This is a genomic window from Candidatus Nebulibacter yamunensis (assembly GCF_024208055.1).
GTDB classification, from domain to species: Bacteria; Pseudomonadota; Gammaproteobacteria; order Francisellales; family Francisellaceae; genus Caedibacter; species Caedibacter lacustris.
The window spans coordinates 168,757-189,407 of the sequence record NZ_JAMBMW010000001.1 but is presented as its reverse complement, the minus strand read 5'-3'; the positions used below and the strand labels follow the sequence as shown (position 1 = coordinate 189,407).

Below are 20,651 nucleotides of genomic sequence, written 5' to 3'. Positions count from 1 at the left end.
TTAATATGTTAATATGCTATTTGTATCATCAAATTTAATCGGGTTTATTACTCTATTACTGAGTGCCACAACTTTTTCATAATACACAGGTAAAACGTAACGCTGCCAATCTTCATAAAAAAAGTTAAGCTCTGGGTATTTTACTAAAACCTCATTCACATAAAGTATTACTCGCGGCAGATAAATCAGATAATTTTCCCTCTTATGCTGCAAATCTTGACGTGTAAAAATGCCCAAGCACTTCAAATGCCTCTGCAACCCCATCCAATCAAACCACTTAATAAATGTTGCATAAGAAACTTCCTCTGCTAATCTTTTATCACGCTTTGCTTGATAATAAAAACTCGCTAGCGCTTCATCAATAAAACTCTGTGGCAAACTAACGTAGCAGTCTTTTAATATTGAAACCAAATCATAGGTTATCGGACCATTTACGGCATCTTGAAAATCAATCAAACCTAATTTTTTATCCATATACATAATATTTTTACTGTGAAAATCACGATAAACAAAGACTGTTGGTTGTATTATGGCATAATCAACTAACATTTTTTGTAATTTTTCATAAGGACGTTCTAGTTGCTTTAGCGTTTGCTCATCCAAAGCCAGCCACTGCCAAAACCAAATTTTCATGACATCTAACTCGCTCTTGAATTTCGTTTTCTCATAGTTAGGAAACAAGCTTTTCTCGATTTGCCAGAATTTAGGAATAAGCGTCAATACATCTTGGTAAAATGACAGTGAATGTGAAGGCACTTTGTAAAGTACATCATAAAACTGAATATCTCCAAAATCGTCTAATAGTAAAAAACCACCTTCTTGATGATAGGCATAACATTGCGGTGCATTCAAATTGAAATATCTTAAAAGACGTGCCACTCGAAAAAAAGCATCCGGTTTTTCTCGATCAAGAGGGGCATCCATGACAACATAGCTTTTAGCTTGAATCTCAACCCGATAATACTGGCGAAAGCTTGCGTCACCAATAATAGGAATTAAAGTTGGTTCCTCTTTTGGGAAAAGTACTTCTAACCACTCTTTGATCTGTAAAAATCTCGATTGCACGACTTTTTCCTAGAAAAATATCAACAACGCGATAGAATAGCAGTAGTTTTGGCTCAAAGAAACCTAGAAATCCTGACAAATGAGCAAAAGGATAATATTTAATCAATGAAAAAAACAATAAAGTTACATAAAAAGGTTTTACCCTTAGCGATAATTTGCACGCTCCCTACTATGGGTAGCAGCAAGATCACCATTGAAAACCCACTACAAAAATCATGGCAATGTACAGCAAATGGAGATACTTGGAAATGTGTCCAAACCAACAATAACAATGCTGATTTATTTAAAAAAAATATCTTACCTAAAGAAAAAAAGCAGATTATTGCTGATGCTTTAGGCTGGTTACCGTCAACGGACCTAAATAATATTTGTGGGGGTTATTATTATCAAGATCCGATTATCAAAGGTCCTTCTAATGAAGCAAAGATCAACGCTCAACAATATCAATATGCCCAAAGTGGTACGATTACTGCTGAAGGCGCGGTTGAAGTTAGAAAAGGAAACCAATATCTTTCAGCAGATAAAGCCGTTTTAACACAAAATGAAGATAAAAAAATCAGTAATGTCAGCCTTACTGGTAATGTTAATTTAAGTCAACCTGGACAGCTTGCCATCGGCTCTCAAGGTAATGCAAATATTACCAATAACACAGCAACCTTAGATGATACTTATTACCTTATTCGTGTACGCCAAAAACCAAGTGGCTCAATGGCAAATTTAGCTTCTGATGAGGTAATAGAAAAAGAAAATAACTTCACAGGTTTTGCTCACGGTCATGCTGATAAGATCATTCAAAATAGCAAAACAAATTATACTTTAAAAAATGCTACTTATACCACTGATAGCCCTTATGGCAATGATTGGATACTCAGTGCAACAACACTTGATTTAGACCGAGAATCAGGACTAGGGACTGCATATAACACTTTATTTTACGCCAAAGACATACCAATTTTATACTGGCCTTATATGACCTTTCCAATTGATAATCGCCGACGCAGCGGATTTTTATATCCTACTGCTGGCTATAACAGCAACTCAGGTTATTACCTTTCTACGCCCTTTTACTGGAACACGGCACCTAATTATGATCTGTTATTAACACCCACCATCTATAATCATAGAGGCGTTTTAATCGGTAGCAACTTTCGTTATTTAACTCAAACGCACAATGGTAGTTTAGATATGCAATACATGCCACATGATCGCATTGCTAACACTGATCGTAAAGCGCTTTCTATTACAGATAATGGTCAGTATGGTAGGAATTGGTCAAGCTATTTTAATTATCAATATGTGGGTGATAAAGATTTTTATAATGATTTTGATAGTGACAATATGGGTTTATCAACACAAACTTTATTGAATAGACAAGCACAACTAAACTATAACAATGAAAACTGGAATATCAATGCAATCGTTCAATCTTATGATGTGATTGATGATACCATATATCTTGCCAACCGACCTTATTGGATGATGCCGCAAATCAATGTTAATGTGAATTACCCAAGCTTATTACCTCATATGAACTTTGAGTGGAATAACCAATTTACTTATTTTTATAAACCGGGTTTAAATAATGTATCCCAAGTTCAAGGACAACGTTACTATAGTGCACCAAAACTCAGCTTTCCTTTTCAAAAAAACTGGGGATTTTTTATCCCATCTATAACCCTATCTGAAACTGCTTATAGCTTACACAGCAGAAATGCTGCAACTGCGCCTAATTTTAGCCAAAACCAATATCCTGATCAAAACATCATTCGCAGCCTTCCGATTATTAATATTGATACAGGATTATACTTTGATCGTAATTTTAGTTTTAATCAGCACAACTACACTCAAACCTTAGAGCCTAGACTCTTTTACACCTATATCCCCTATCAAAACCAAAGTAACATTCCACTGTTTGACACTTCTTTAAATAACTTCTCTTATACTTCATTGTTTCAGACAAATGTTTTTACTGGTATTGACCGAATTAATAATGCTAACCAACTCGCATACGCTTTAGAAACATCTGTCAATCACCAAGAAACTGGTGTAAATGTTTTAAGAGCTGGAATTGGACAAATTATTTATTTTGCGAATCGTGAAGTATCATTATGCTCAGGTACAAATGCTAATTGTGCCAACCCAAGCTTAAAAATCCCATTTTATAACACAAACACCTCTGATATAGCTGCATTTTTTAATTATCGGTTTCTGCCACATTGGCAACTCATGACCAATGCAACTTATAATCCACAAAACAACAATATAGACTTACAAACCTATCAAATACAATATATACCAAACGAAAGTCATATTTTTAACATTGGTTACCAAAATATTAAAAATAACTATGCAGCACTCACACCAGAGCAAATTCAAGCCGGTAGTTTACCTGACTCACTATCACAAATTACTTTTTCCACTATCTGGAAACTCAATCCTCATTGGTCAATCACAGGATTGTGGAGTTATGCGTTTAATTCACGTCATACGACTAACATGTTTGCTGGCATTCAATATGATGCCTGCAGTTGGGCAATTCGCTTCTTAGCACAAAGATATGTCAATTCATCTAGTGATCCAAACAATCCCTCTCAAATTACAGGACCTTTAACCAATGCTTTCATTATTCAATTTGAGCTAAAAGGGTTAGGTGGTAATAGCGAAAGTTCACTTGATCAAAGGCTCACTATGATTCCAGGCTATACACCAAAAGCTGGATTTAACTAAAGGCTAGAAAAGCTATTCAATACCTTAGTGAGTAGTATATAATGCCCTCACTAATTAACTTGAGCTAATCTATTTCATGCACTTACGTTCCACATTAAAGTTAGTTTTATGTACAAGTAGCTTAGTTTTAAGCACGTACACATTTGCAGACACACCACCTACTTTATTACAAAAAACTAATTTACAAACAGACCCAGCTACAAAACACCCCATAAAAGGCAAGCATTTAATCAACAAAATCGTTGCGATTGTTAATGATCAAGCAATCACACTTGACCAACTAAACATCGAAGTTGCAAAAACGAAGGCACAATTAGAGGGCAACCCAAATGTGCAGATCCCAGATCAATTAAACTTACAAAGGCAGGTTCTGCAACAGCTTATTAACCAAACCATTGCCTTACAAATGGCAAAAAGGCAAGGCATTATGGTAACGGACGATGAAGTTAACACATCAATTGCCGAAGTTACGATGCAAAATGGCATTACAATGGAACAATTAAAACAAAAGTTAAAAGATGCACACCTTGCCTTTAGCGACTATTATCAAACCGTAAAAGATCAATTGATCATTAATAAACTCCAACAACGAGCTATTGCAAACAAGCTCTACATTTCACCAACTGAAATAGATAAATATATCAAAAAGCATTTTAATAACCACCAAACAGAATATGACGTGCAAAATATTGTCTTGTCCTCGCTTGATAATCGAACCTCACAAGATGAAGATCATATTATTATTCAAGCCAACAAAATCGTTCAATCTATTATTGAAGGGAAAATGAGCTTTAGTGAAGCAGCTAAAAAATATTCACAAGCAGGGAATGCAAACAGCGGTGGTGAACTTGGCTGGAAAACGCTAAACGAATTACCTGTGATTTATAGAGATAAAGTAGAAACACTTCAAAAGGGAGAAATTAGTCAACCATTTATTGCCAATGGTAGTGTGCAAATTATAAAGCTTATTGACAGTAGAGTACCTGACAATGCTAAGCATTTTATCGAAAAATATCACGTCAAACAAATCGTGATCAATCTATCACCTGTTGTCAATGACAATGAGGCCAAAGCAAAGCTTATACGTATACTAAATGCTATAGACAATGGTCAATCTTTTGCTGATCTAGCAAAAGCAAACTCAGATGCAACTAATAATATAGAACAAGGCGGTGATATGGGCTGGATAAGCTTAAGTACTCAAGCACCTGCTTTTGCACAAGCCGTCAAAAATGCCACAGTCAATAAAGTATCCCAGCCTTTTAAGGTCAATAATAGCTGGCAAATTATTGAAGTTTTAGGTGAACGTAAAGAGGATGACACTGAAGCCTATCGAAAAGAACAAGCCATGATGGCGCTTTTTAACGAAAATGCACAACAAGCGCTTAAAACTTGGATACTGTCCTTGCGCGATAGTGCTTATGTTGAAATCGTAGAGCATAATCTAAATCTCCCTGAGGAGTAAGCATGCACAAGGCAAAAAAATCATTGGGTCAAAATTTCTTACAGGATGAACAGATTATTGCCAACATTATTCACCAAGCACATATTACAGAAAAGGATCAAGTTATTGAAATTGGTCCGGGTCTTGGTGCACTAACAAGACATATTTTAGCTATTACCAAAGAAATTCAAGTCATAGAGTTTGATACGGATGTAGTATTACCATTAAAAGCAGCGTGTGCAGCCTATGGTAAATTAAACATTCGCCAACAAGATGTTTTAACCGTTAACTTTAATGATTTTTACCAAGGACAAAAAATCAAACTCATTGGCAACTTGCCTTACAACATCTCCTCCCCACTCCTTTTTCACTTGATTGATTATGCGCAATTTTTCAAAGATATGCACTTTATGCTACAAAAAGAAGTTGTTGATCGTATCGTTGCCTATCCATCTGAAAAAAACTACGGTCGCTTGAGCGTCATGCTACAGTACCATTTTAAATGTGAAGGATTATTTGATGTACCTGCACACGCATTTCATCCAAAGCCAAAAGTTGAATCACGTATTTTACGCCTTACTCCTTATGTTAAACCACCCATCATTGCAAAGAATTATCAACTGTTTTCAGAAATCGTAAAACAAACTTTTCAAATGCGCCGCAAAACACTACGCAATACTTTAAAGGTTCTTGTATGCCGTGAAAAAATGCAAAGCTTACCAATTGATGTGAGCCTGCGCCCTGAAAACCTCAGTGTCAGTGATTTTGTCATGCTAAGTAATTATATCGGAGCACACTCATGCCAAGTTATCTAATTGGAGACGTTCAAGGTTGTTACGATGAGCTTTGTGCACTGTTGCAAAAGATTAAATTTAATCCTAAACAAGATAAACTGATTTTCGCTGGCGATTTAGTTAATCGTGGTCCTAAGTCTTTAGAAGTGCTGCGTCTTGTGAAATCCTTTGCTAAATCCGCCAAAGTTATACTTGGCAATCATGACCTTTACCTTCTAGCTGTAGCTTTTGGTTATTTACCACTAGGCAAAAAAGATACTTTACAGCAAATATTAAATGCTCCTGACAAAGACGAATTAATGAAATGGCTACGTCATCAACGTTTTTTATACTCACATAAAAAACATGTTGTTACCCATGCTGGGATTCCACCCATCTGGTCGTTGAAAAAAGCCAAACACTTAGCGCTAGAGCTTGAATTTGTACTACAAACTGACATGTGCTTTCAGCACTTTATGAGTAACTTATTTGGTAATGAACCTAATCAGTGGAACAATGAGCTGGAGGGAATTAATCGCTGGCGTTGTATTGCAAATTATTTTACTCGCATGCGTTTATGTAATGCTGAGGGTCGCTTAGATTTAAATTTTAAGGATGAGCTTATGCAAAAGCCAAATGGTTTTGATGCTTGGTTTAATTTTCCTAACCCTAAAATCGATAGTGAATATATACTGATTTTTGGTCACTGGGCAGCACTTAACGGTAAAACTAATAATCCCAGATGTATTAACCTTGATACTGGCTGTGTTTGGGGTGGACAGTTGAGTGCTTATTGTATAGATAACAAAGAGTTTTATCGCGTCGATGCAATGAACTTAATTAAGGAAAATCATTAAAATGGCAAAAATTCTTGTAATTCATGGACCAAACCTAAATTTACTTGGTCAACGTGAAACGGATGTATATGGCACTGCAACATTAAATAGTATTAATCAAAAACTTAGCTCTTTAACAGAAGAGAAAAAAATGAATTGTATTTGTTTTCAATCCAATCATGAAGGTGAAATCGTTGATCAACTCCAACAAGCTCAAGGTAACGTTCATTTTATCATCATCAATCCAGCTGCTTATACACATACCAGTGTTGCTATTCGAGATGCACTGTTAGCGATTCATATCCCATTTATTGAAATACATTTATCAAATCTTCATAAACGCGAACTTTTTCGCCATCATTCTTATCTCTCAGACATTGCTTATGGTGTCATATCAGGGATGGGTGCTCAAAGTTATGAGCTAGCCATGATTGCTGCCATCGACTACTGTCAACATAATTGCATTTAGAAGTTAACTCAAGTAAGGTCATCCTGGTATGTGATAATCTCATCTAAAAAGCAAAACAAACGCGTGACATTTTATGCTTTTATCGTAACAATACTGGGCTGGAAAAGTTTAATTATCATTAAAAGAAAAGGTTAATTAACACAAATGGATATTAAAAAAATAGAACAGCTAATCGCACTTATTGAAAAATCAAACGTGAACGAAATTGAAATTAAAGAGGGTGAAACTTCGATCCGTATCACTGGCATTCAGCCACATCATCATATTGCTATGCACACAATGTCTCCACAAATTATTCATCAAACTCCAACGGTGCAAACTACTCCAACTACTTTAGAAGAAAAAGTGGCTAAACAATCCACTCAAACAGCACCAAGCATACCACAAGGACATCAAGTTAAATCACCGATGGTGGGAACTTTCTATCAATCCCCTTCGCCAGGTGCTGCGCCATTTGTCACCGAAGGACAAACAGTTAAAAAAGGGGATACCCTTTGTATCATTGAAGCGATGAAAATTATGAATCAAATTGAAGCGGAAATAACTGGCACGGTACTTAAGATTTTCGTGAGTGATGGCACACCGGTTGAATACGACCAACCATTGTTTGTTATTGGCTAAGTAAACTTATTTTTTATTATTAAAACCTTGAAGCTTAAAGCTCAATAAAAATTAAGAAACTTATAAATTACTTCATATCGATAAGATAAATAGAAATAAATAGGTCTCATATGATTAAAAAACTCCTTATCGCCAATCGCGGCGAAATTGCACTTAGAATTTTACGCGCTTGTCGAGAGCTTGGGATTAGAACCGTTGCGGTTCATTCGACAACTGATCGGGATTTAATGCACGTTAAACTTGCAGATGAAACAATCTGTATTGGTCCTGCAAACCCTACACAAAGTTATTTAAACATTCCAGCAATCATCGCAGCAGCTGAATTATCAGGTGCTGATGCCATACATCCAGGTTATGGCTTTTTGTCTGAAAATGCCGAATTTGCTGAGTCTGTTGAAAAAAGCGGCTTCATTTTTATAGGTCCACGTGCCGAAAGCATTCGCATCATGGGAGACAAGGTTGCTGCAATTCAAAACATGAAAAAAGCGGGAGTTCCATGCGTTCCAGGCTCAAATGGTCCGATTAGTAAAGACCCTCAAAAAAACCTTGCCATGGCAGATGAAATTGGTTATCCCATTATGATCAAAGCAGCTGGAGGCGGTGGCGGTCGTGGTATGCGAGTTGTGCGTAAAAAAGAAGACTTGCTTAAATTTATCGAAATGACACAAGCCGAAGCCAAAATGGCTTTTAATAACGATATGGTCTATATGGAAAAGTTCTTAGAAAATCCACGACATATTGAAATTCAAGTATTTGGTGATGGGCAGGGTAATGCTATTCACTTATTTGAGCGTGATTGTTCAACTCAACGCCGACATCAAAAAGTCATTGAAGAAGCACCAGCACTCGGTTTGACTGATGAACAACGCAAAAAAATTGGTCAACGCTGCGTGGAAGCATGCACAATACTTAAATATCGTGGAGCAGGTACTTTTGAGTTTCTATATGAAAATGGTGAGTTTTACTTCATTGAAATGAACACTCGTATCCAGGTAGAACATCCTGTCACTGAATCTATTACTAATATTGATTTGATTAAAGAGCAAATTCGCATTGCCTCAGGTGGAACATTAAGCTTCAATCAAGAAGACATTAAAATTACAGGGCATGCAATAGAATGCCGTATTAATGCTGAAGACCCTGAGAAAATGCTACCTTGTCCTGGAAAAATTGAAATTTATCATGCCCCTGGTGGTCCTGGAGTTCGAGTCGACTCACATATCTACTCACAATACTTCGTGCCACCTAACTATGACTCGATGATTGCAAAGGTAATCGTTCATGCACGCACTCGTGATATTGCCATTCAGCGCATGCAAAGTGCGTTAGAAGAGATGATTATCAGCGGAATCAAAACTAATATTCCACTTCACCATAAAATTCTTGCTAATCGTGACTTCCAAAATGGTGGAACCAATATTCATTTTCTCGAAAAAATGCTTGAAAAAGAGAAAGCGTAATTATTATGCTTTGGAAAGAACTCTCACTAACTTGTTTACAAGTTCACCTTTCTACATTAGAAAATTTTTTAATAGAAGAAGGTGCTTGCTCTATTAGCTATCAAGATGCTAAAGATCAACCTATCCTTGAGCCAAAAGTAGGTGAAAACCCACTATGGGATGAAGTAGTGTTAGTTGCACTTTTTACTGAAAAGTATGATCATAATAAAGTTACTATCAAACTCAATCAAAGTCGACTGAAACTGTTTATCATTGGTGAAATCAAAGTACGTGAATTTGCTGACCAAGACTGGACACGTGCTTGGATGAACGATTTTCAACCGATGCAATTTGGTCAAAAACTTTGGATTTATCCTAGTTGGTTTGTACCGCCAAGCCACGACCCTAATCAAATAAATGTTTTACTGGACCCAGGTCTAGCATTTGGTACAGGAACACACCAAACAACTGCCTTGTGCTTAAACTGGTTGGATCGCGAAATAAAAGGTGGTGAAAGCGTTATAGACTTTGGCACAGGCTCAGGAATTTTGGGTATTGCAGCAAGAAAACTAGGTGCTAAATCGGTTATTGCGATTGACAATGATCCACAAGCTATCATCGCAAGCAAAGCAAACGCTGATAAAAATACTATCGTTGTTGGTTTTTCACCTTGCTTGCCACAGGATGTACCAATGCCACTTGCAGCTGATATACTTATTGCTAATATTTTAGCTGGCATTTTGATTGAGCTAGCAGCTACCATCGCAAGTTATGTCAAAATGGGTGGCAAGCTTGCACTATCCGGCATTTTGCAAGAGCAAGTTGATGAAGTAAGTGAAATTTTCAGTCAATATTTTACATTGTCAAAGCCAGTGTTTAAAGATGAATGGGCGCTTATCTGTGGTATTCGTAAATGACGTGAGCACCTGTAATAAATTACAACTAAACAGTTGCTTTCACTTTCAAAACAATTTATAACTATTCCAGGATAGGAGGTTTGAAGTTAGTACCTCTAACAGGGAACTGCGCTGACCAATAAAGCAAACTGAGAATACACAATAAGCTTTAGTATTTCCAGCCAAACATACCTATTACCCATCGTGCTTCAAAAAATACTGCGGAATGATGGGCAATGGAAGTTTATATTTTGTTCAACTTTATAATGTTTTAAGGGGATGAATATGTCTAATGAGGTCCTTGCCTCACGTGGCTTGCCTAAACCATTTTGGGTAATCTGGGGAATTGAATTATGGGAACGTTTTGGTTATTATGCCACGCAAGCAATTCTAGCACTTTATTTTGTTAGCTACTTAGGCTTTAGCCAAGAGCTCAGTATTTATACCTTTGGTTCCTTTTCGGCTTTTGTGTATGGCTTTGTTTGGGTGGGGGGCTACGTTGGTGACAAATACTTAGGAGCAAAACGCACGGTTGCTTTAGGTGCAATTATATTACTTATTTCTTATATTGCCTTAGCTTTATCCAATCAAGATACCATTTTTTATGCACTTGGTGGTATCATCGTTGGTAATGCTCTTTTTAAAGCAAATCCCTCTTCATTAATCTCTAAACTTTATGAAAAAGGAGATCCTGCATTAGATGGTGCAATGACTTTATATTACATGGCAATTAACTTAGGTTCGTTTGTTTCTATTCTTATTGCCCCTATTGCCGCTCAACAGTTCGGCTGGGAAGCAGCCTTTTGGATCAGTTCTTTTGGCTTACTGCTTGGACTATTAAATTATTTCGTGTTTTACAAAGTACTTGGTTCAATCTCTACGGAAGCAGGCGCCAAGCCAATGGTTTTTGGACGTTTAATCACTGTAATTGTTACTTCAATTGTTGCCGTTATTGTGTTTGGCAAGTTGTTACCACACACCACAATTTGCTATACCATTGTATACATCGTTGTAGCTGGTGGCTTTTTATACTTCCTAAAAACTGCACTGTCACTTAAAGGCTCTGACCGTACTAGAATGCTGATTGCTTTCTTACTAATCCTAGAAGGAATTGTGTTCTTTGTTTTATACAACCAAATGCCAACTTCACTGACCTTCTTTGCACTTCATAATATTGATAATAATGTTTTTGGCTGGGTAATCCCCGCTGCATCTTATCAAGTTCTAAATCCTCTTGTCATCGTTATTGTTTCACCCATTTTAGCAGTGCTCTATAAAAAAATTCCAGGTACACATGTAACTAAATTCTGTTTTGGTATGACTTTATGTGGTCTTGCTTTCTTAGTTTTATATCTACCACGCTTCACAGCAGCAGAAACAGGTTTAGCCTCTCCTTGGTGGATGGTTTTAACTTATACATTACAATCTATTGGTGAGCTATTGGTATCCGGTCTTGGTATTGCAATGGTTGCGGAACTTTGCCCACGTGCTATGTCAGGATTTGTAATGGGAATATGGTTTCTAACAAGTATGCTTGCAGGACCTTTGGGTGCTTATGTAGGAAACCTAACCTCTCCGCCAACAGGTATAGAATTAACCACACTTGAAAGCTTGCACGTTTATACAAGTGTCTTTGCACAAATTGGAATTGTAACTCTTGTTATTGCATTATTAATGTGGTTATCGCGCCCATTCTTAAATAAATATATACATAGCGCCAGTAAAACAGATAGTCACCAAATCAATGAAGTGATTGATTAAAATAAGCAATTTTCAACTTGCACTATTTCCTACTTCTTGTATCTTTATAAGCCACTACAAAACATAAAATCTTAAATTAGGAATGCATTTATGGAGATGAGCATCCAAAACTTTAATCAATATTTTCAGTGGCTATTAAACTTAATCCTTGAATACTTACCACAAATAGTCATTGCAATTATTATTCTGGTAGTTGGCTTAATTGCTGCCAAAATCATCAAAAATAATACTCAAAAAGTATTGTTTAAGACTCGATTAGATAAAGCTGTAACCATGTTTTTGATGCAAATCATGCACGTCTTTTTGGTTATCTTTGTCATCCTGATTGCCTTAAATACGCTTGGTATTTCTACGACACCTTTCACCGCAGGCATTGCTGCTGTACTTGTTGGTATTGGTATGTCGCTTAGAACATCTGCTAATATTGTCGTCTCTGGTATTATGATCGTTTCTACTCGTCCTTTTAAGATTGGAGAATTTGTTGATCTAGGTGGTACATCTGGCACTGTAGAAAGCATTAGTTTTGTTTTTTGTACACTTAGGACAACAGATGGGAGAGAAATAAAAGTCCCTAATAGCCTTGTCACTTCTCGCATTATTACTAATTTTTCAAACAATGAATTTCGCCGCAATGATTTTATCATTGGTATTGGTTATAGTAGTGATCTATTACTTGCCAAAAAGCTATTGCAACAATTAGTTGATCAAAATGAAAAAATCATTAAAATCGATGATAAACAACCTATCGTACGTGTTGACGCGCTTGGAGATAATAGTGTCAACTTAATTGTTCGCTATTGGACAAACAGAGCTGATTACTTTGAAACAAAATGGCATCTAAATGAGTCTGTTAAACTTTGTTTTGATGAAAACAATATTGAAATTCCTTTTCCACAGCGCACAGTGCATATTGCAAATACCGTAACAACGATGACCACTCAATCATAATTAAAAACTAACCAAAAACCTAATCAGTAAAGCTATACTGGCTTTTTCAGCATCTTCTCTACTTCGCCTATATGTGTTTCCTCTTCAACAATTAAGCCTCTTGCATATTCCTCCAAGAGGATTGACTGACCTTCTGAAAGTTTTAATAACTCACGATAAAGCTTTAAGGCTAGATGTTCATGTTCCAAGCTTTCTTTTAAAATCTCATCAATATTATGCTTATGGGTTTCAGTTAAGGTTGCAATTTTTAACGATGGATGTTGACCAAAATGTGTGATCATTTCCCCTGCCTGTGTCGCATGATTGAGACTTTCTTGTGCTTGTGAACGCATCCAACTCACGATCGGAATTCGACCATGACCAATGATCATTAAAGAATAATGAGTATATCTGACAACGCCAGCCATCTCTAATTCTAGGATACGATTAAGTACATCAAAAATTTGAATCTTATTATCTGAATATAATTCCATGTCTATATTTACTCAATAATTTGTCATCATCTTAAAACCGTAGTCTGAACAAAACTACTCCATATTGCAAGTAAATTTATAAATTCTTATCATTACATGTTTAGTCTTACTTAGATTTGGAGGCTCTTACTAGAATCCCAGTGATCACACTTAGTAATAGAAGAGATGCAGTTAATATAAACAGTAAATTTGACATGTCTACCGTAACATAAGAAATAAGTGCTATAGATAAGTAGTGCATGAAGGAATTCTAGCGAAGTAAATATGATGGTTTGATCTGTAAGTGATAAGGTAGCAACCATATCAGTAGTTGCCACTCGCATTAGTGCCATTATCTATATTTTGATAGATCAAGTTTGGAAATTACAATTTGGTATGCCCTAATTAATATACTGATTAATGTATCTTGATATATCCAAAAATCGCCTTGTAGAGTCAAACAAAATATGTCTTTAGCTACTACTTAAACTCATAACGTCAGTCCTTATTATTATGCGTAGATGGGTAAATATAACTGAACTTTAGAGTTCAAGCTTCCAGTCTGTGAGTTTTAAAATAAGCAATTTGGGCAACACTTTTGCTAAAAAGCTAATAAACTCGCTTACAAATTTTGTTGGTTTATCGTTATAATCTTCAATGTGATTGGTTGTGTTGTTTTGTTTGCACTTATAACCTGCCAATCACCAAGCTATTTGGTTCACAGAACATAGTTTAAAATATAATCAAAAATAGCATTTACAAAAACTTCTGCTATGGTTTATATAAAATATAAACTCTAAATAATAGTTCATTGGAGTCATTTATGGATAGTAGTGATTTGATCATTTTACGACATTTACTTATTGAGAAGAACATCAGTGTTACCGCAAAGCTTATGAACGTTTCACAACCAGCTATTACCATGCGCTTAGGCAAACTTAGAATAATGTTTAAAGATGAGCTTTTGGTACGTGATGGTAATAAAATGAGGCTTACACCTAAAGCAAGTGATATGCTGAATCCAATTATCCGCATTACAGATGAAATGCTGGTCTTAATGTCAGATCATGATTTCAACCCCTACACCACACAGACTGTTGTAACAATCCAAATGACTGAAGCATTAACTGAAATTTGCGCTAAAGCGATTATTGAAAAGTTTTTAAACTATAACAATAAGCATAAAATTAATCTCACAACGCTTTCGTATACCGGTCTACAACCCTATGATCACGATTTTAAAAATACTGATGTCATCATAGGTATTCCAACCCATATTGAAGGTTATAACGATGAAGTCTATAGCTATGAGCAAAGTGTGCTCATGCATGATCGCTATTTTGATGATAGCAAAAAATCAATTACCTACGAAGAATATATTAAATTACCACATATCGTCTTTGCAAGTGACAATCTGCTTTTAGACATTATTGGTCGCCCTGAACCACGTAATATCTGCTTAAAAATCAGTAGTTTAAGAACAGCAGTAGAAATGCTACAAGACAGATACGTCATGACAACATCAACGATAATTACTCAAATTTTCAACAAAAAGTACCTTCCCTTACCTTTTGAGATACCTCAGTTCCCATTTAAACTATCTTATCCTGAACGTTTAAAGCATGATAAGAAAAACCGCTGGATTCGCAATGTTTGCAATATCGTCATGCAAGATTTACTTAAACAATATAAGCATTAAAAAACGCTCAAAAATAAATTAATTGGCATTGACAGCTTTTCTGCGATTAAACAGCACAACATCATTCTTAATCGGAATATTGCACGATAATCATATATTACCGCTAGAGTTTAATTGTTGTAATAGCGCTTCAATAATTTCATGATTAGCGCGAGGAACCTTAAGTCTACTTAGCATCTCAATAAGAATCCACTTGCCTTGTTGATTCTCTTTTGGCATAGGGAGATCACTATAGGAGTTTACAATATAACAATTAAGCTCCACTACTTTATCGCCATAGTTATGGGTTTTAACCATAAGAAGTCTAATATTCTTAGCATAGATTCCTACTTCTTCCTTTAATTCACGTATTAATGCAGCTTCGGGACTTTCATTAGGCTTAATTTTTCCACCCGGAAATTCCCATAAACCTGCTAAATGTTGACTTTCTTTGCGTTTTGTTAAAAAAACTTGGTTTTTTTGGTCATTTAATATGACTCCTATCGCAACTTTGATTAAAATCATTAGTCTGAATAACTTAAGTAACTTTAAACATATGTTCTATAGCTTAACAAATCAATTTTTAATTGCCATGCCTAATTTGCAGGATCGTACATTTGAACGTTCTGTTATTGTTATGTATCAAGATGATAAACACAGTGTAGTGGGACTCATGGTTAATAAACCACTTAAACATAAACTAAAAGATTTATTTAAAGAATTACAGATTGATTATAGTCATACCAACCATGATGTGTTAACCAAGTCCATTCATGTTGGTGGACCTGTGAATATTAAAAATGTCTTTGTTTTATATCGCACACCATACTCGCATAGCTATGACTCAAGCATTCAAATTACCGATGAGCTCATTGTTACCACAAGCCCTAATATTTTACTTGACCTTGCGCAGAATATTACACCTAAACAATACCTTATTATTGCAGGTTACAGCAATTGGGCGCATGATCAATTATTAAATGAAATTAAGCAAAATAGCTGGCTTAACACACAGATTAATCATGATATTCTTTTTGCTAAAGAAGATCATTTTAAGTGGGAACAAACTTTTAACCTTGCTGGTTTAAAGGGTCCTGCACAGCTTTACCATGGCTTTGGTCATGCATAAACTTATCGGATTTGATTTTGGTAATTCACGCATTGGCGTTGCAAGTGGTCAAATGATCACCAAAACTGCCACTCCTATTGCCACAATATCTGCTAAAAAAGGTGAGCCTCAATGGAAGGAATTAGATAAAATCATTAAACAATGGCGCCCCACTGACATTGTGATTGGTTTACCAATTGATGCCAAAGATCAAGAAACCAAAATCACAGAACAAACCCGCGCGTTTGCAGAGAAAATTAAACAACGTTATCAAAAACCTGTTCATTTAATTCCAGAAACATTTTCAACACGCGAAGCACGTTGGCGTTTAGAAGAAGTACAAAATAAATCTAACCGCCACTTAAAAGTCGACGCTTTGGCTGCTTGTGTTATACTTGAAACATGGATGAATGAGCATTGAATCTACCATAAATGCCTTCAATAGCAAAATTATATTAATTAATGGCCAGTTATAGTTGCAAGATCTTTGAAAAATTGACGTGAACGCCTGTATTTATAAAACTTTAAATAGAAAAATTAGAATCATGGTTTACTACTTGAGATTGCTGCTGAAGCATTCTTTCTGAGGAGAAAATCTGTTCAAAATCATCTTTTTCGACTAAGTCGCCCAAAGCAGAATTTTTTATTATTGGCTTATATGCCCCATAACCTTTTTAATGAATGGATCAAAATATTTGCTAAGCAAGCTATCGTAATTTCTTATGCTTTTGGGGTTCACACCATTTAATATGGCAGCTGTCCAAATCGCAACGTGTCTAGTACAATCGCCTTGAAAAGGCGCTTGGCTGGAGAGATAACAGGATTTAATCACAAAATAAAATTATTTTTAACATTACCTTAAGATAAAAAGACAAAACGATAAAAAGTAGAAGTTAATTATGTCTTAAATTCATTAACTTGACATATAAATTGTACAAATACCATTCTCTTGGTAAAAACTATAAATTATAACCGCTTAAAGTATAAATCCATGTTACAATTCAAACGCTTTTAACTCTCACTTTTGGAGAATCAAACCAATGAGATCGATTAAACGCGCTTTGATCAGCGTTTCTGATAAAACCAATATCATTGAATTTGCCCATCAATTACATAAGCTTAATATCGAAATTCTATCCACTGGAGGTACGGCAAAACTATTAAGTGATGCAAACATTCCCGTTATCGAAGTGTCTGATTATACAGGATTTCCTGAAATGATGGATGGTCGAGTGAAAACACTTCATCCGAAAATACACGGAGGATTATTAGGACGACGTAGTATAGATGATCAAGTAATGCAACAACACGATATTCGTTCAATTGATCTTGTTATTGTTAATCTCTATCCTTTCAAACAAACGATTGAGAAACCTAACGTCACTTTTGAAGACACGATTGAAAACATCGACATTGGCGGTCCTACAATGCTTCGCTCTGCTGCTAAAAATCACCAAGATGTAGCTGTTATTTGTGACCCTAACGATTATAGTGAGGTTGCAAATAAACTTGCTACGAACAATGGTGCACTTGATTTTCAGACACGCTTTAAACTTGCGTGCAAGACCTTTGAACATACTGCACAATACGATGGTATGATAGCTAACCATCTTGGTAAATTCAATCCACAAACAGGTAAAAAAGAACAGAATTTTCCAACTACCATTAATCTTCAATATCAAAAAATCGAAGACATGCGTTATGGCGAAAATCCACATCAAAAAGCAGCACTTTACATTGAAAAAGGCTATCTAAATGCTTGTGTTGCTCATGCTAAACAATTACAAGGAAAAGTATTATCTTATAACAACATTGCCGATAGTGACGCTGCTCTTCAATGCGTTAAAAGTTTTGATTTACCCAGCTGCGTTATTGTCAAACATGCCAACCCATGTGGCGTAGCGACAGCCAGCAACTCAACTGAAGCTTATCAAAAAGCATTTCAGTGTGATCCAACCTCAGCCTTTGGCGGAATTATTGCCTTTAATATAATGCTTGATGCTCAAACAGCAACAGCTATTATTGAGCAGCAATTTGTTGAAGTTATTATCGCACCTGAAGTTAGTCACGAAGCACTGATCGTACTTGCTAAAAAGCCTAATGTACGTGTACTTGCCTGTGGTTATAATCAAAGTGTAACATCAAATAAACTTGAGTTTAAAAAAATTGATGGTGGCTTATTGGTGCAGGATAAAGATATACGAACAGTCAGCGCTAATGAGCTAACAATTGTCACCAATAAAAAACCAACACAAGCACAGTTGCAAGATTTATTATTTGCGTGGAAAGTAGTGAAATTTGTTAAATCTAATGCCATCGTTTACGCCAAAGACAATATGACAATTGGCATTGGTGCAGGACAAATGAGCCGGGTATTTAGTTCTAAAATTGCTATTGAAAAAGCTCAAAATGCTAAACTCAACGTTAAAGATTCAGTTATGGCATCAGATGCTTTTTTCCCATTTAGAGATGGTGTTGATGCCGCAGCTCAATCTGGAATTAGTGCCATCATTCAGCCTGGTGGCTCCATGCGTGACCAAGAGGTTATTGATGCTGCCAATCAACACAATATCACAATGGTGTTCACAGGAATAAGACATTTTAGACACTAAGAGTTCGTTGCAAAATTGAAGTTCCGTGAACCCCTTTTTTATACCGTAACGCTATCAAATTTCCTGCAATATATAAAAAACCACTAAAACTGATCGTTGTTTTAAGTACCTTGTTAAAAATTTAGGTCAAAAAATTTATTCGTACCTTTTTGCAATACTATAGTTATTCCAATAAGTGCCAATATTTCTTAATGAGTTCATCAATGGATGCACGTACGCTCCGTATATTTTTCATTTCTTCGTTATAGTAAAACCCTGCTTATTTATCCTCATTTTCTTGTTTTCAATGGAACTTTACTATTACAATTTAAGCATACTTTGGAAATACCTTAAATACTTGTAACAAAAGGTTTTGTCTTGGTTTCAGTTAACTAATGACAACTTTATACTTGATCAGTATACTGAGCCTAATTTTATTAACTCAAACGTTATTTAAATTATGCAACACTTCGATTTAATTTGTATTGGTGGTGGCAGTGGTGGCATTGCCGCAGGTTTACAAGCCGCGCGTCTAGGTAAAAAAGTCGCAATTATTGAAGCCAAAGAACTCGGTGGCACTTGTGTAAACCGGGGTTGTGTACCCAAAAAAGCAATGTGGTATGCCTCTAATCTTGCATCACATTTAAAGCATGACTATCCAGGTTATGGTTTTAATATAGATGTTAAGGGTTTTGACTGGCAATTGCTTAAGCAAAAACGCCACACTTATATCGACAATATCCATAGATTTTATGACAAACTGTTAGATATTCAAAAAATAACCTACTTTAAAGGCTGGGGAAAATTCAAAGATGACCACACTATTATCATTGATGGCAATATTGAAATCAGTGCGGATTACATCTATGTTTGCCCAGGCGCATCTCCGCTTACCCCTAGTAATATTTCAGGTGCTCAGTATGGTATTACCTCAGATGATTTCTTTGAGCTTGATACTCAACCTAAAAAAGCCGTTGTCGTAGGTGGTGGCTATATTGGTGTCGAAATTGCAGGGGCTTTTCATGAACTTGGTACAGAAACCCATTTTTTAATACGACGTGACAAGCCACTCAAAGACTTCGATGAAATGCTAAGTGATCAATTGCTTGAAAGCATGCACATGCTTAAGCTCGATGTACGTACTATGACAAATGTCAGTAAAGTAATAAAAAAAGACAATGGGTTATTAGATATTTACACTAATAATAAGCAAATTTTTGTCGATGTAGATTGCCTGGTTTGGGCAACAGGACGCGCACCATTTACCAAAAACCTAGGTTTTGAAAACACGACTGTACAATTAAGAAACGATGGCACCATTGTGGTTGATGAGTACCAAAAGACAACTGTTGACCATATTTTTGCTATTGGAGATGCTACGGGTTCAGCACAATTAACACCTGTTGCAATTGCTGCAGGCAGAAGGCTCTCTAGAAGGCTATTCAATAATGAATATGATTTGAAACTAGATACTAAGCTTATTCCAACAGTTGTTTTCTCACATCCTGCTATTGGCACGATTGGGCTGACTGAAAAGGAAGCCATTGAGCAATATGGCAAAGAAAATATAAAAATTTACACCAGTAAATTCACGCCATTATATTCAGCAATCTCTGGCTTTAGGCTGCAAACTGCCATGAAACTTATCGTCACTGGCGAGCAAGAAAGTGTCATTGGCTGTCATTTAATTGGTTTAGACGTCGATGAAATATTACAAGGCTTCGCCGTTGCAATTCAAATGGGAGCAACCAAAAAAGACTTAGATAATACGATCGCTATTCATCCAACAAGCGCTGAAGAACTTGTTACCATGCGTTAAGGGATATTTTATGATCATAAAATA

The 20,651-nt window shown here is 35.9% G+C and carries 18 protein-coding genes; 15 read left to right on the top strand and 3 right to left on the bottom strand.

The genetic code is table 11. The features are described from left to right. Nucleotides 1-1,065: an aminoglycoside phosphotransferase family protein gene (locus M1V25_RS00875; protein WP_498842159.1), complete on the bottom strand. Its 1,065-nt coding sequence runs from the start codon at nucleotides 1,063-1,065 to the stop codon at nucleotides 1-3. A gap of 105 nt (nucleotides 1,066-1,170) precedes the next feature. Between M1V25_RS00875 and M1V25_RS00870 the strand changes: the two genes are divergently transcribed. The 10 genes from M1V25_RS00870 (at nucleotide 1,171) to M1V25_RS00825 (ending at nucleotide 12,979) form a co-directional block, all read left to right on the top strand. Beyond that, the gene (locus tag M1V25_RS00870) at nucleotides 1,171-3,792 is read left to right on the top strand and encodes an LPS-assembly protein LptD (protein ID WP_498842158.1); all 2,622 of its coding nucleotides are present in this window, start codon (nucleotides 1,171-1,173) and stop codon (nucleotides 3,790-3,792) included. A 76-nt stretch (nucleotides 3,793-3,868) separates the two neighbouring features. Continuing rightward, complete coding sequence (locus tag M1V25_RS00865; RefSeq protein WP_116963169.1) at nucleotides 3,869-5,257, top strand: peptidylprolyl isomerase; 1,389 nt, start codon at nucleotides 3,869-3,871, stop codon at nucleotides 5,255-5,257. A 2-nt stretch (nucleotides 5,258-5,259) separates the two neighbouring features. Then, entirely contained in the window at nucleotides 5,260-6,051 is a 792-nt protein-coding gene (rsmA, locus tag M1V25_RS00860; RefSeq protein WP_116963168.1) for a 16S rRNA (adenine(1518)-N(6)/adenine(1519)-N(6))-dimethyltransferase RsmA, read from the top strand. Next, nucleotides 6,036-6,866 (top strand): symmetrical bis(5'-nucleosyl)-tetraphosphatase, encoded by an 831-nt coding sequence (locus tag M1V25_RS00855; protein ID WP_498842157.1) that lies wholly within the window; start codon nucleotides 6,036-6,038, stop codon nucleotides 6,864-6,866. The genes rsmA and M1V25_RS00855 overlap by 16 nt, the downstream gene beginning before the upstream one ends. Nucleotide 6,867: 1 nt before the next feature. Then, nucleotides 6,868-7,314: a type II 3-dehydroquinate dehydratase gene (gene aroQ / locus M1V25_RS00850; protein ID WP_498842156.1), complete on the top strand. Its 447-nt coding sequence runs from the start codon at nucleotides 6,868-6,870 to the stop codon at nucleotides 7,312-7,314. Nucleotides 7,315-7,458: 144 nt separating this feature from the next. Continuing rightward, a complete protein-coding gene (accB, locus tag M1V25_RS00845) occupies nucleotides 7,459-7,935 on the top strand; it encodes an acetyl-CoA carboxylase biotin carboxyl carrier protein (protein WP_116963165.1) in 477 nt (158 codons plus the stop codon). Between the two features lie 110 nt (nucleotides 7,936-8,045). After that, complete coding sequence (gene accC, locus M1V25_RS00840; protein WP_116963164.1) at nucleotides 8,046-9,395, top strand: acetyl-CoA carboxylase biotin carboxylase subunit; 1,350 nt, start codon at nucleotides 8,046-8,048, stop codon at nucleotides 9,393-9,395. Between the two features lie 5 nt (nucleotides 9,396-9,400). Then, nucleotides 9,401-10,291: a 50S ribosomal protein L11 methyltransferase gene (gene prmA / locus M1V25_RS00835; RefSeq protein ID WP_116963163.1), complete on the top strand. Its 891-nt coding sequence runs from the start codon at nucleotides 9,401-9,403 to the stop codon at nucleotides 10,289-10,291. 258 nt (nucleotides 10,292-10,549) lie between these two features. Beyond that, a complete protein-coding gene (locus M1V25_RS00830) occupies nucleotides 10,550-12,031 on the top strand; it encodes an oligopeptide:H+ symporter (RefSeq protein ID WP_420810598.1) in 1,482 nt (493 codons plus the stop codon). 90 nt (nucleotides 12,032-12,121) lie between these two features. Next, nucleotides 12,122-12,979: a mechanosensitive ion channel family protein gene (locus M1V25_RS00825; protein ID WP_116963161.1), complete on the top strand. Its 858-nt coding sequence runs from the start codon at nucleotides 12,122-12,124 to the stop codon at nucleotides 12,977-12,979. Nucleotides 12,980-13,011: 32 nt separating this feature from the next. Here M1V25_RS00825 and M1V25_RS00820 read toward each other — a convergent pair whose 3' ends face one another. Continuing rightward, a complete protein-coding gene (locus M1V25_RS00820) occupies nucleotides 13,012-13,452 on the bottom strand; it encodes a ferritin-like domain-containing protein (RefSeq protein WP_116963160.1) in 441 nt (146 codons plus the stop codon). Nucleotides 13,453-14,254: 802 nt separating this feature from the next. Here M1V25_RS00820 and M1V25_RS00815 point away from each other — a divergent pair. Then, nucleotides 14,255-15,130, top strand: a complete 876-nt coding sequence (locus M1V25_RS00815) for a LysR family transcriptional regulator (protein ID WP_116963159.1) — start codon at nucleotides 14,255-14,257, stop codon at nucleotides 15,128-15,130. Between the two features lie 90 nt (nucleotides 15,131-15,220). Here the strand turns inward: M1V25_RS00815 and mutT are convergent, their stop codons facing one another. After that, the gene (mutT, locus tag M1V25_RS00810; RefSeq protein ID WP_116963158.1) at nucleotides 15,221-15,634 is read right to left on the bottom strand and encodes an 8-oxo-dGTP diphosphatase MutT; all 414 of its coding nucleotides are present in this window, start codon (nucleotides 15,632-15,634) and stop codon (nucleotides 15,221-15,223) included. A 31-nt stretch (nucleotides 15,635-15,665) separates the two neighbouring features. On the opposite strand from mutT, the gene M1V25_RS00805 reads away from it, so the two are divergent. From M1V25_RS00805 to gorA, 4 genes are all read left to right on the top strand, one after another. Continuing rightward, on the top strand, nucleotides 15,666-16,238 hold the full coding sequence (locus tag M1V25_RS00805) for a YqgE/AlgH family protein (RefSeq protein ID WP_498842155.1): 573 nt from the start codon (nucleotides 15,666-15,668) through the stop codon (nucleotides 16,236-16,238). Beyond that, nucleotides 16,231-16,638 (top strand): Holliday junction resolvase RuvX, encoded by a 408-nt coding sequence (gene ruvX / locus M1V25_RS00800; RefSeq protein WP_239986705.1) that lies wholly within the window; start codon nucleotides 16,231-16,233, stop codon nucleotides 16,636-16,638. The genes M1V25_RS00805 and ruvX overlap by 8 nt, the downstream gene beginning before the upstream one ends. 619 nt (nucleotides 16,639-17,257) lie before the next feature. After that, entirely contained in the window at nucleotides 17,258-18,829 is a 1,572-nt protein-coding gene (gene purH / locus M1V25_RS00795; RefSeq protein WP_498842154.1) for a bifunctional phosphoribosylaminoimidazolecarboxamide formyltransferase/IMP cyclohydrolase, read from the top strand. A 439-nt stretch (nucleotides 18,830-19,268) separates the two neighbouring features. After that, nucleotides 19,269-20,627 carry a glutathione-disulfide reductase gene (gene gorA, locus M1V25_RS00790; protein WP_498842153.1) on the top strand — a complete coding sequence of 453 codons (1,359 nt, stop codon included), beginning with the start codon at nucleotides 19,269-19,271 and terminating at the stop codon, nucleotides 20,625-20,627. Nucleotides 20,628-20,651: the final 24 nt, after the last annotated feature.

Bases quoted from the DNA above. Each gene is read 5' to 3' on its own strand.
- M1V25_RS00870 (WP_498842158.1), top strand. From the start codon at position 1,171: ATGAAAAAAACAATAAAGTTACATAAAAAGGTTTTACCCTTAGCGATA.
- M1V25_RS00865 (WP_116963169.1), top strand. From the start codon at position 3,869: ATGCACTTACGTTCCACATTAAAGTTAGTTTTATGTACAAGTAGCTTA.
- rsmA (WP_116963168.1), top strand. From the start codon at position 5,260: ATGCACAAGGCAAAAAAATCATTGGGTCAAAATTTCTTACAGGATGAA.
- M1V25_RS00855 (WP_498842157.1), top strand. From the start codon at position 6,036: ATGCCAAGTTATCTAATTGGAGACGTTCAAGGTTGTTACGATGAGCTT.
- aroQ (WP_498842156.1), top strand. From the start codon at position 6,868: ATGGCAAAAATTCTTGTAATTCATGGACCAAACCTAAATTTACTTGGT.
- accB (WP_116963165.1), top strand. From the start codon at position 7,459: ATGGATATTAAAAAAATAGAACAGCTAATCGCACTTATTGAAAAATCA.
- accC (WP_116963164.1), top strand. From the start codon at position 8,046: ATGATTAAAAAACTCCTTATCGCCAATCGCGGCGAAATTGCACTTAGA.
- prmA (WP_116963163.1), top strand. From the start codon at position 9,401: ATGCTTTGGAAAGAACTCTCACTAACTTGTTTACAAGTTCACCTTTCT.
- M1V25_RS00830 (WP_420810598.1), top strand. From the start codon at position 10,550: ATGAATATGTCTAATGAGGTCCTTGCCTCACGTGGCTTGCCTAAACCA.
- M1V25_RS00825 (WP_116963161.1), top strand. From the start codon at position 12,122: ATGGAGATGAGCATCCAAAACTTTAATCAATATTTTCAGTGGCTATTA.
- M1V25_RS00820 (WP_116963160.1), bottom strand. From the start codon at position 13,452: ATGGAATTATATTCAGATAATAAGATTCAAATTTTTGATGTACTTAAT.
- M1V25_RS00815 (WP_116963159.1), top strand. From the start codon at position 14,255: ATGGATAGTAGTGATTTGATCATTTTACGACATTTACTTATTGAGAAG.
- mutT (WP_116963158.1), bottom strand. From the start codon at position 15,634: ATGATTTTAATCAAAGTTGCGATAGGAGTCATATTAAATGACCAAAAA.
- M1V25_RS00805 (WP_498842155.1), top strand. From the start codon at position 15,666: ATGTTCTATAGCTTAACAAATCAATTTTTAATTGCCATGCCTAATTTG.
- ruvX (WP_239986705.1), top strand. From the start codon at position 16,231: ATGCATAAACTTATCGGATTTGATTTTGGTAATTCACGCATTGGCGTT.
- purH (WP_498842154.1), top strand. From the start codon at position 17,258: ATGAGATCGATTAAACGCGCTTTGATCAGCGTTTCTGATAAAACCAAT.
- gorA (WP_498842153.1), top strand. From the start codon at position 19,269: ATGCAACACTTCGATTTAATTTGTATTGGTGGTGGCAGTGGTGGCATT.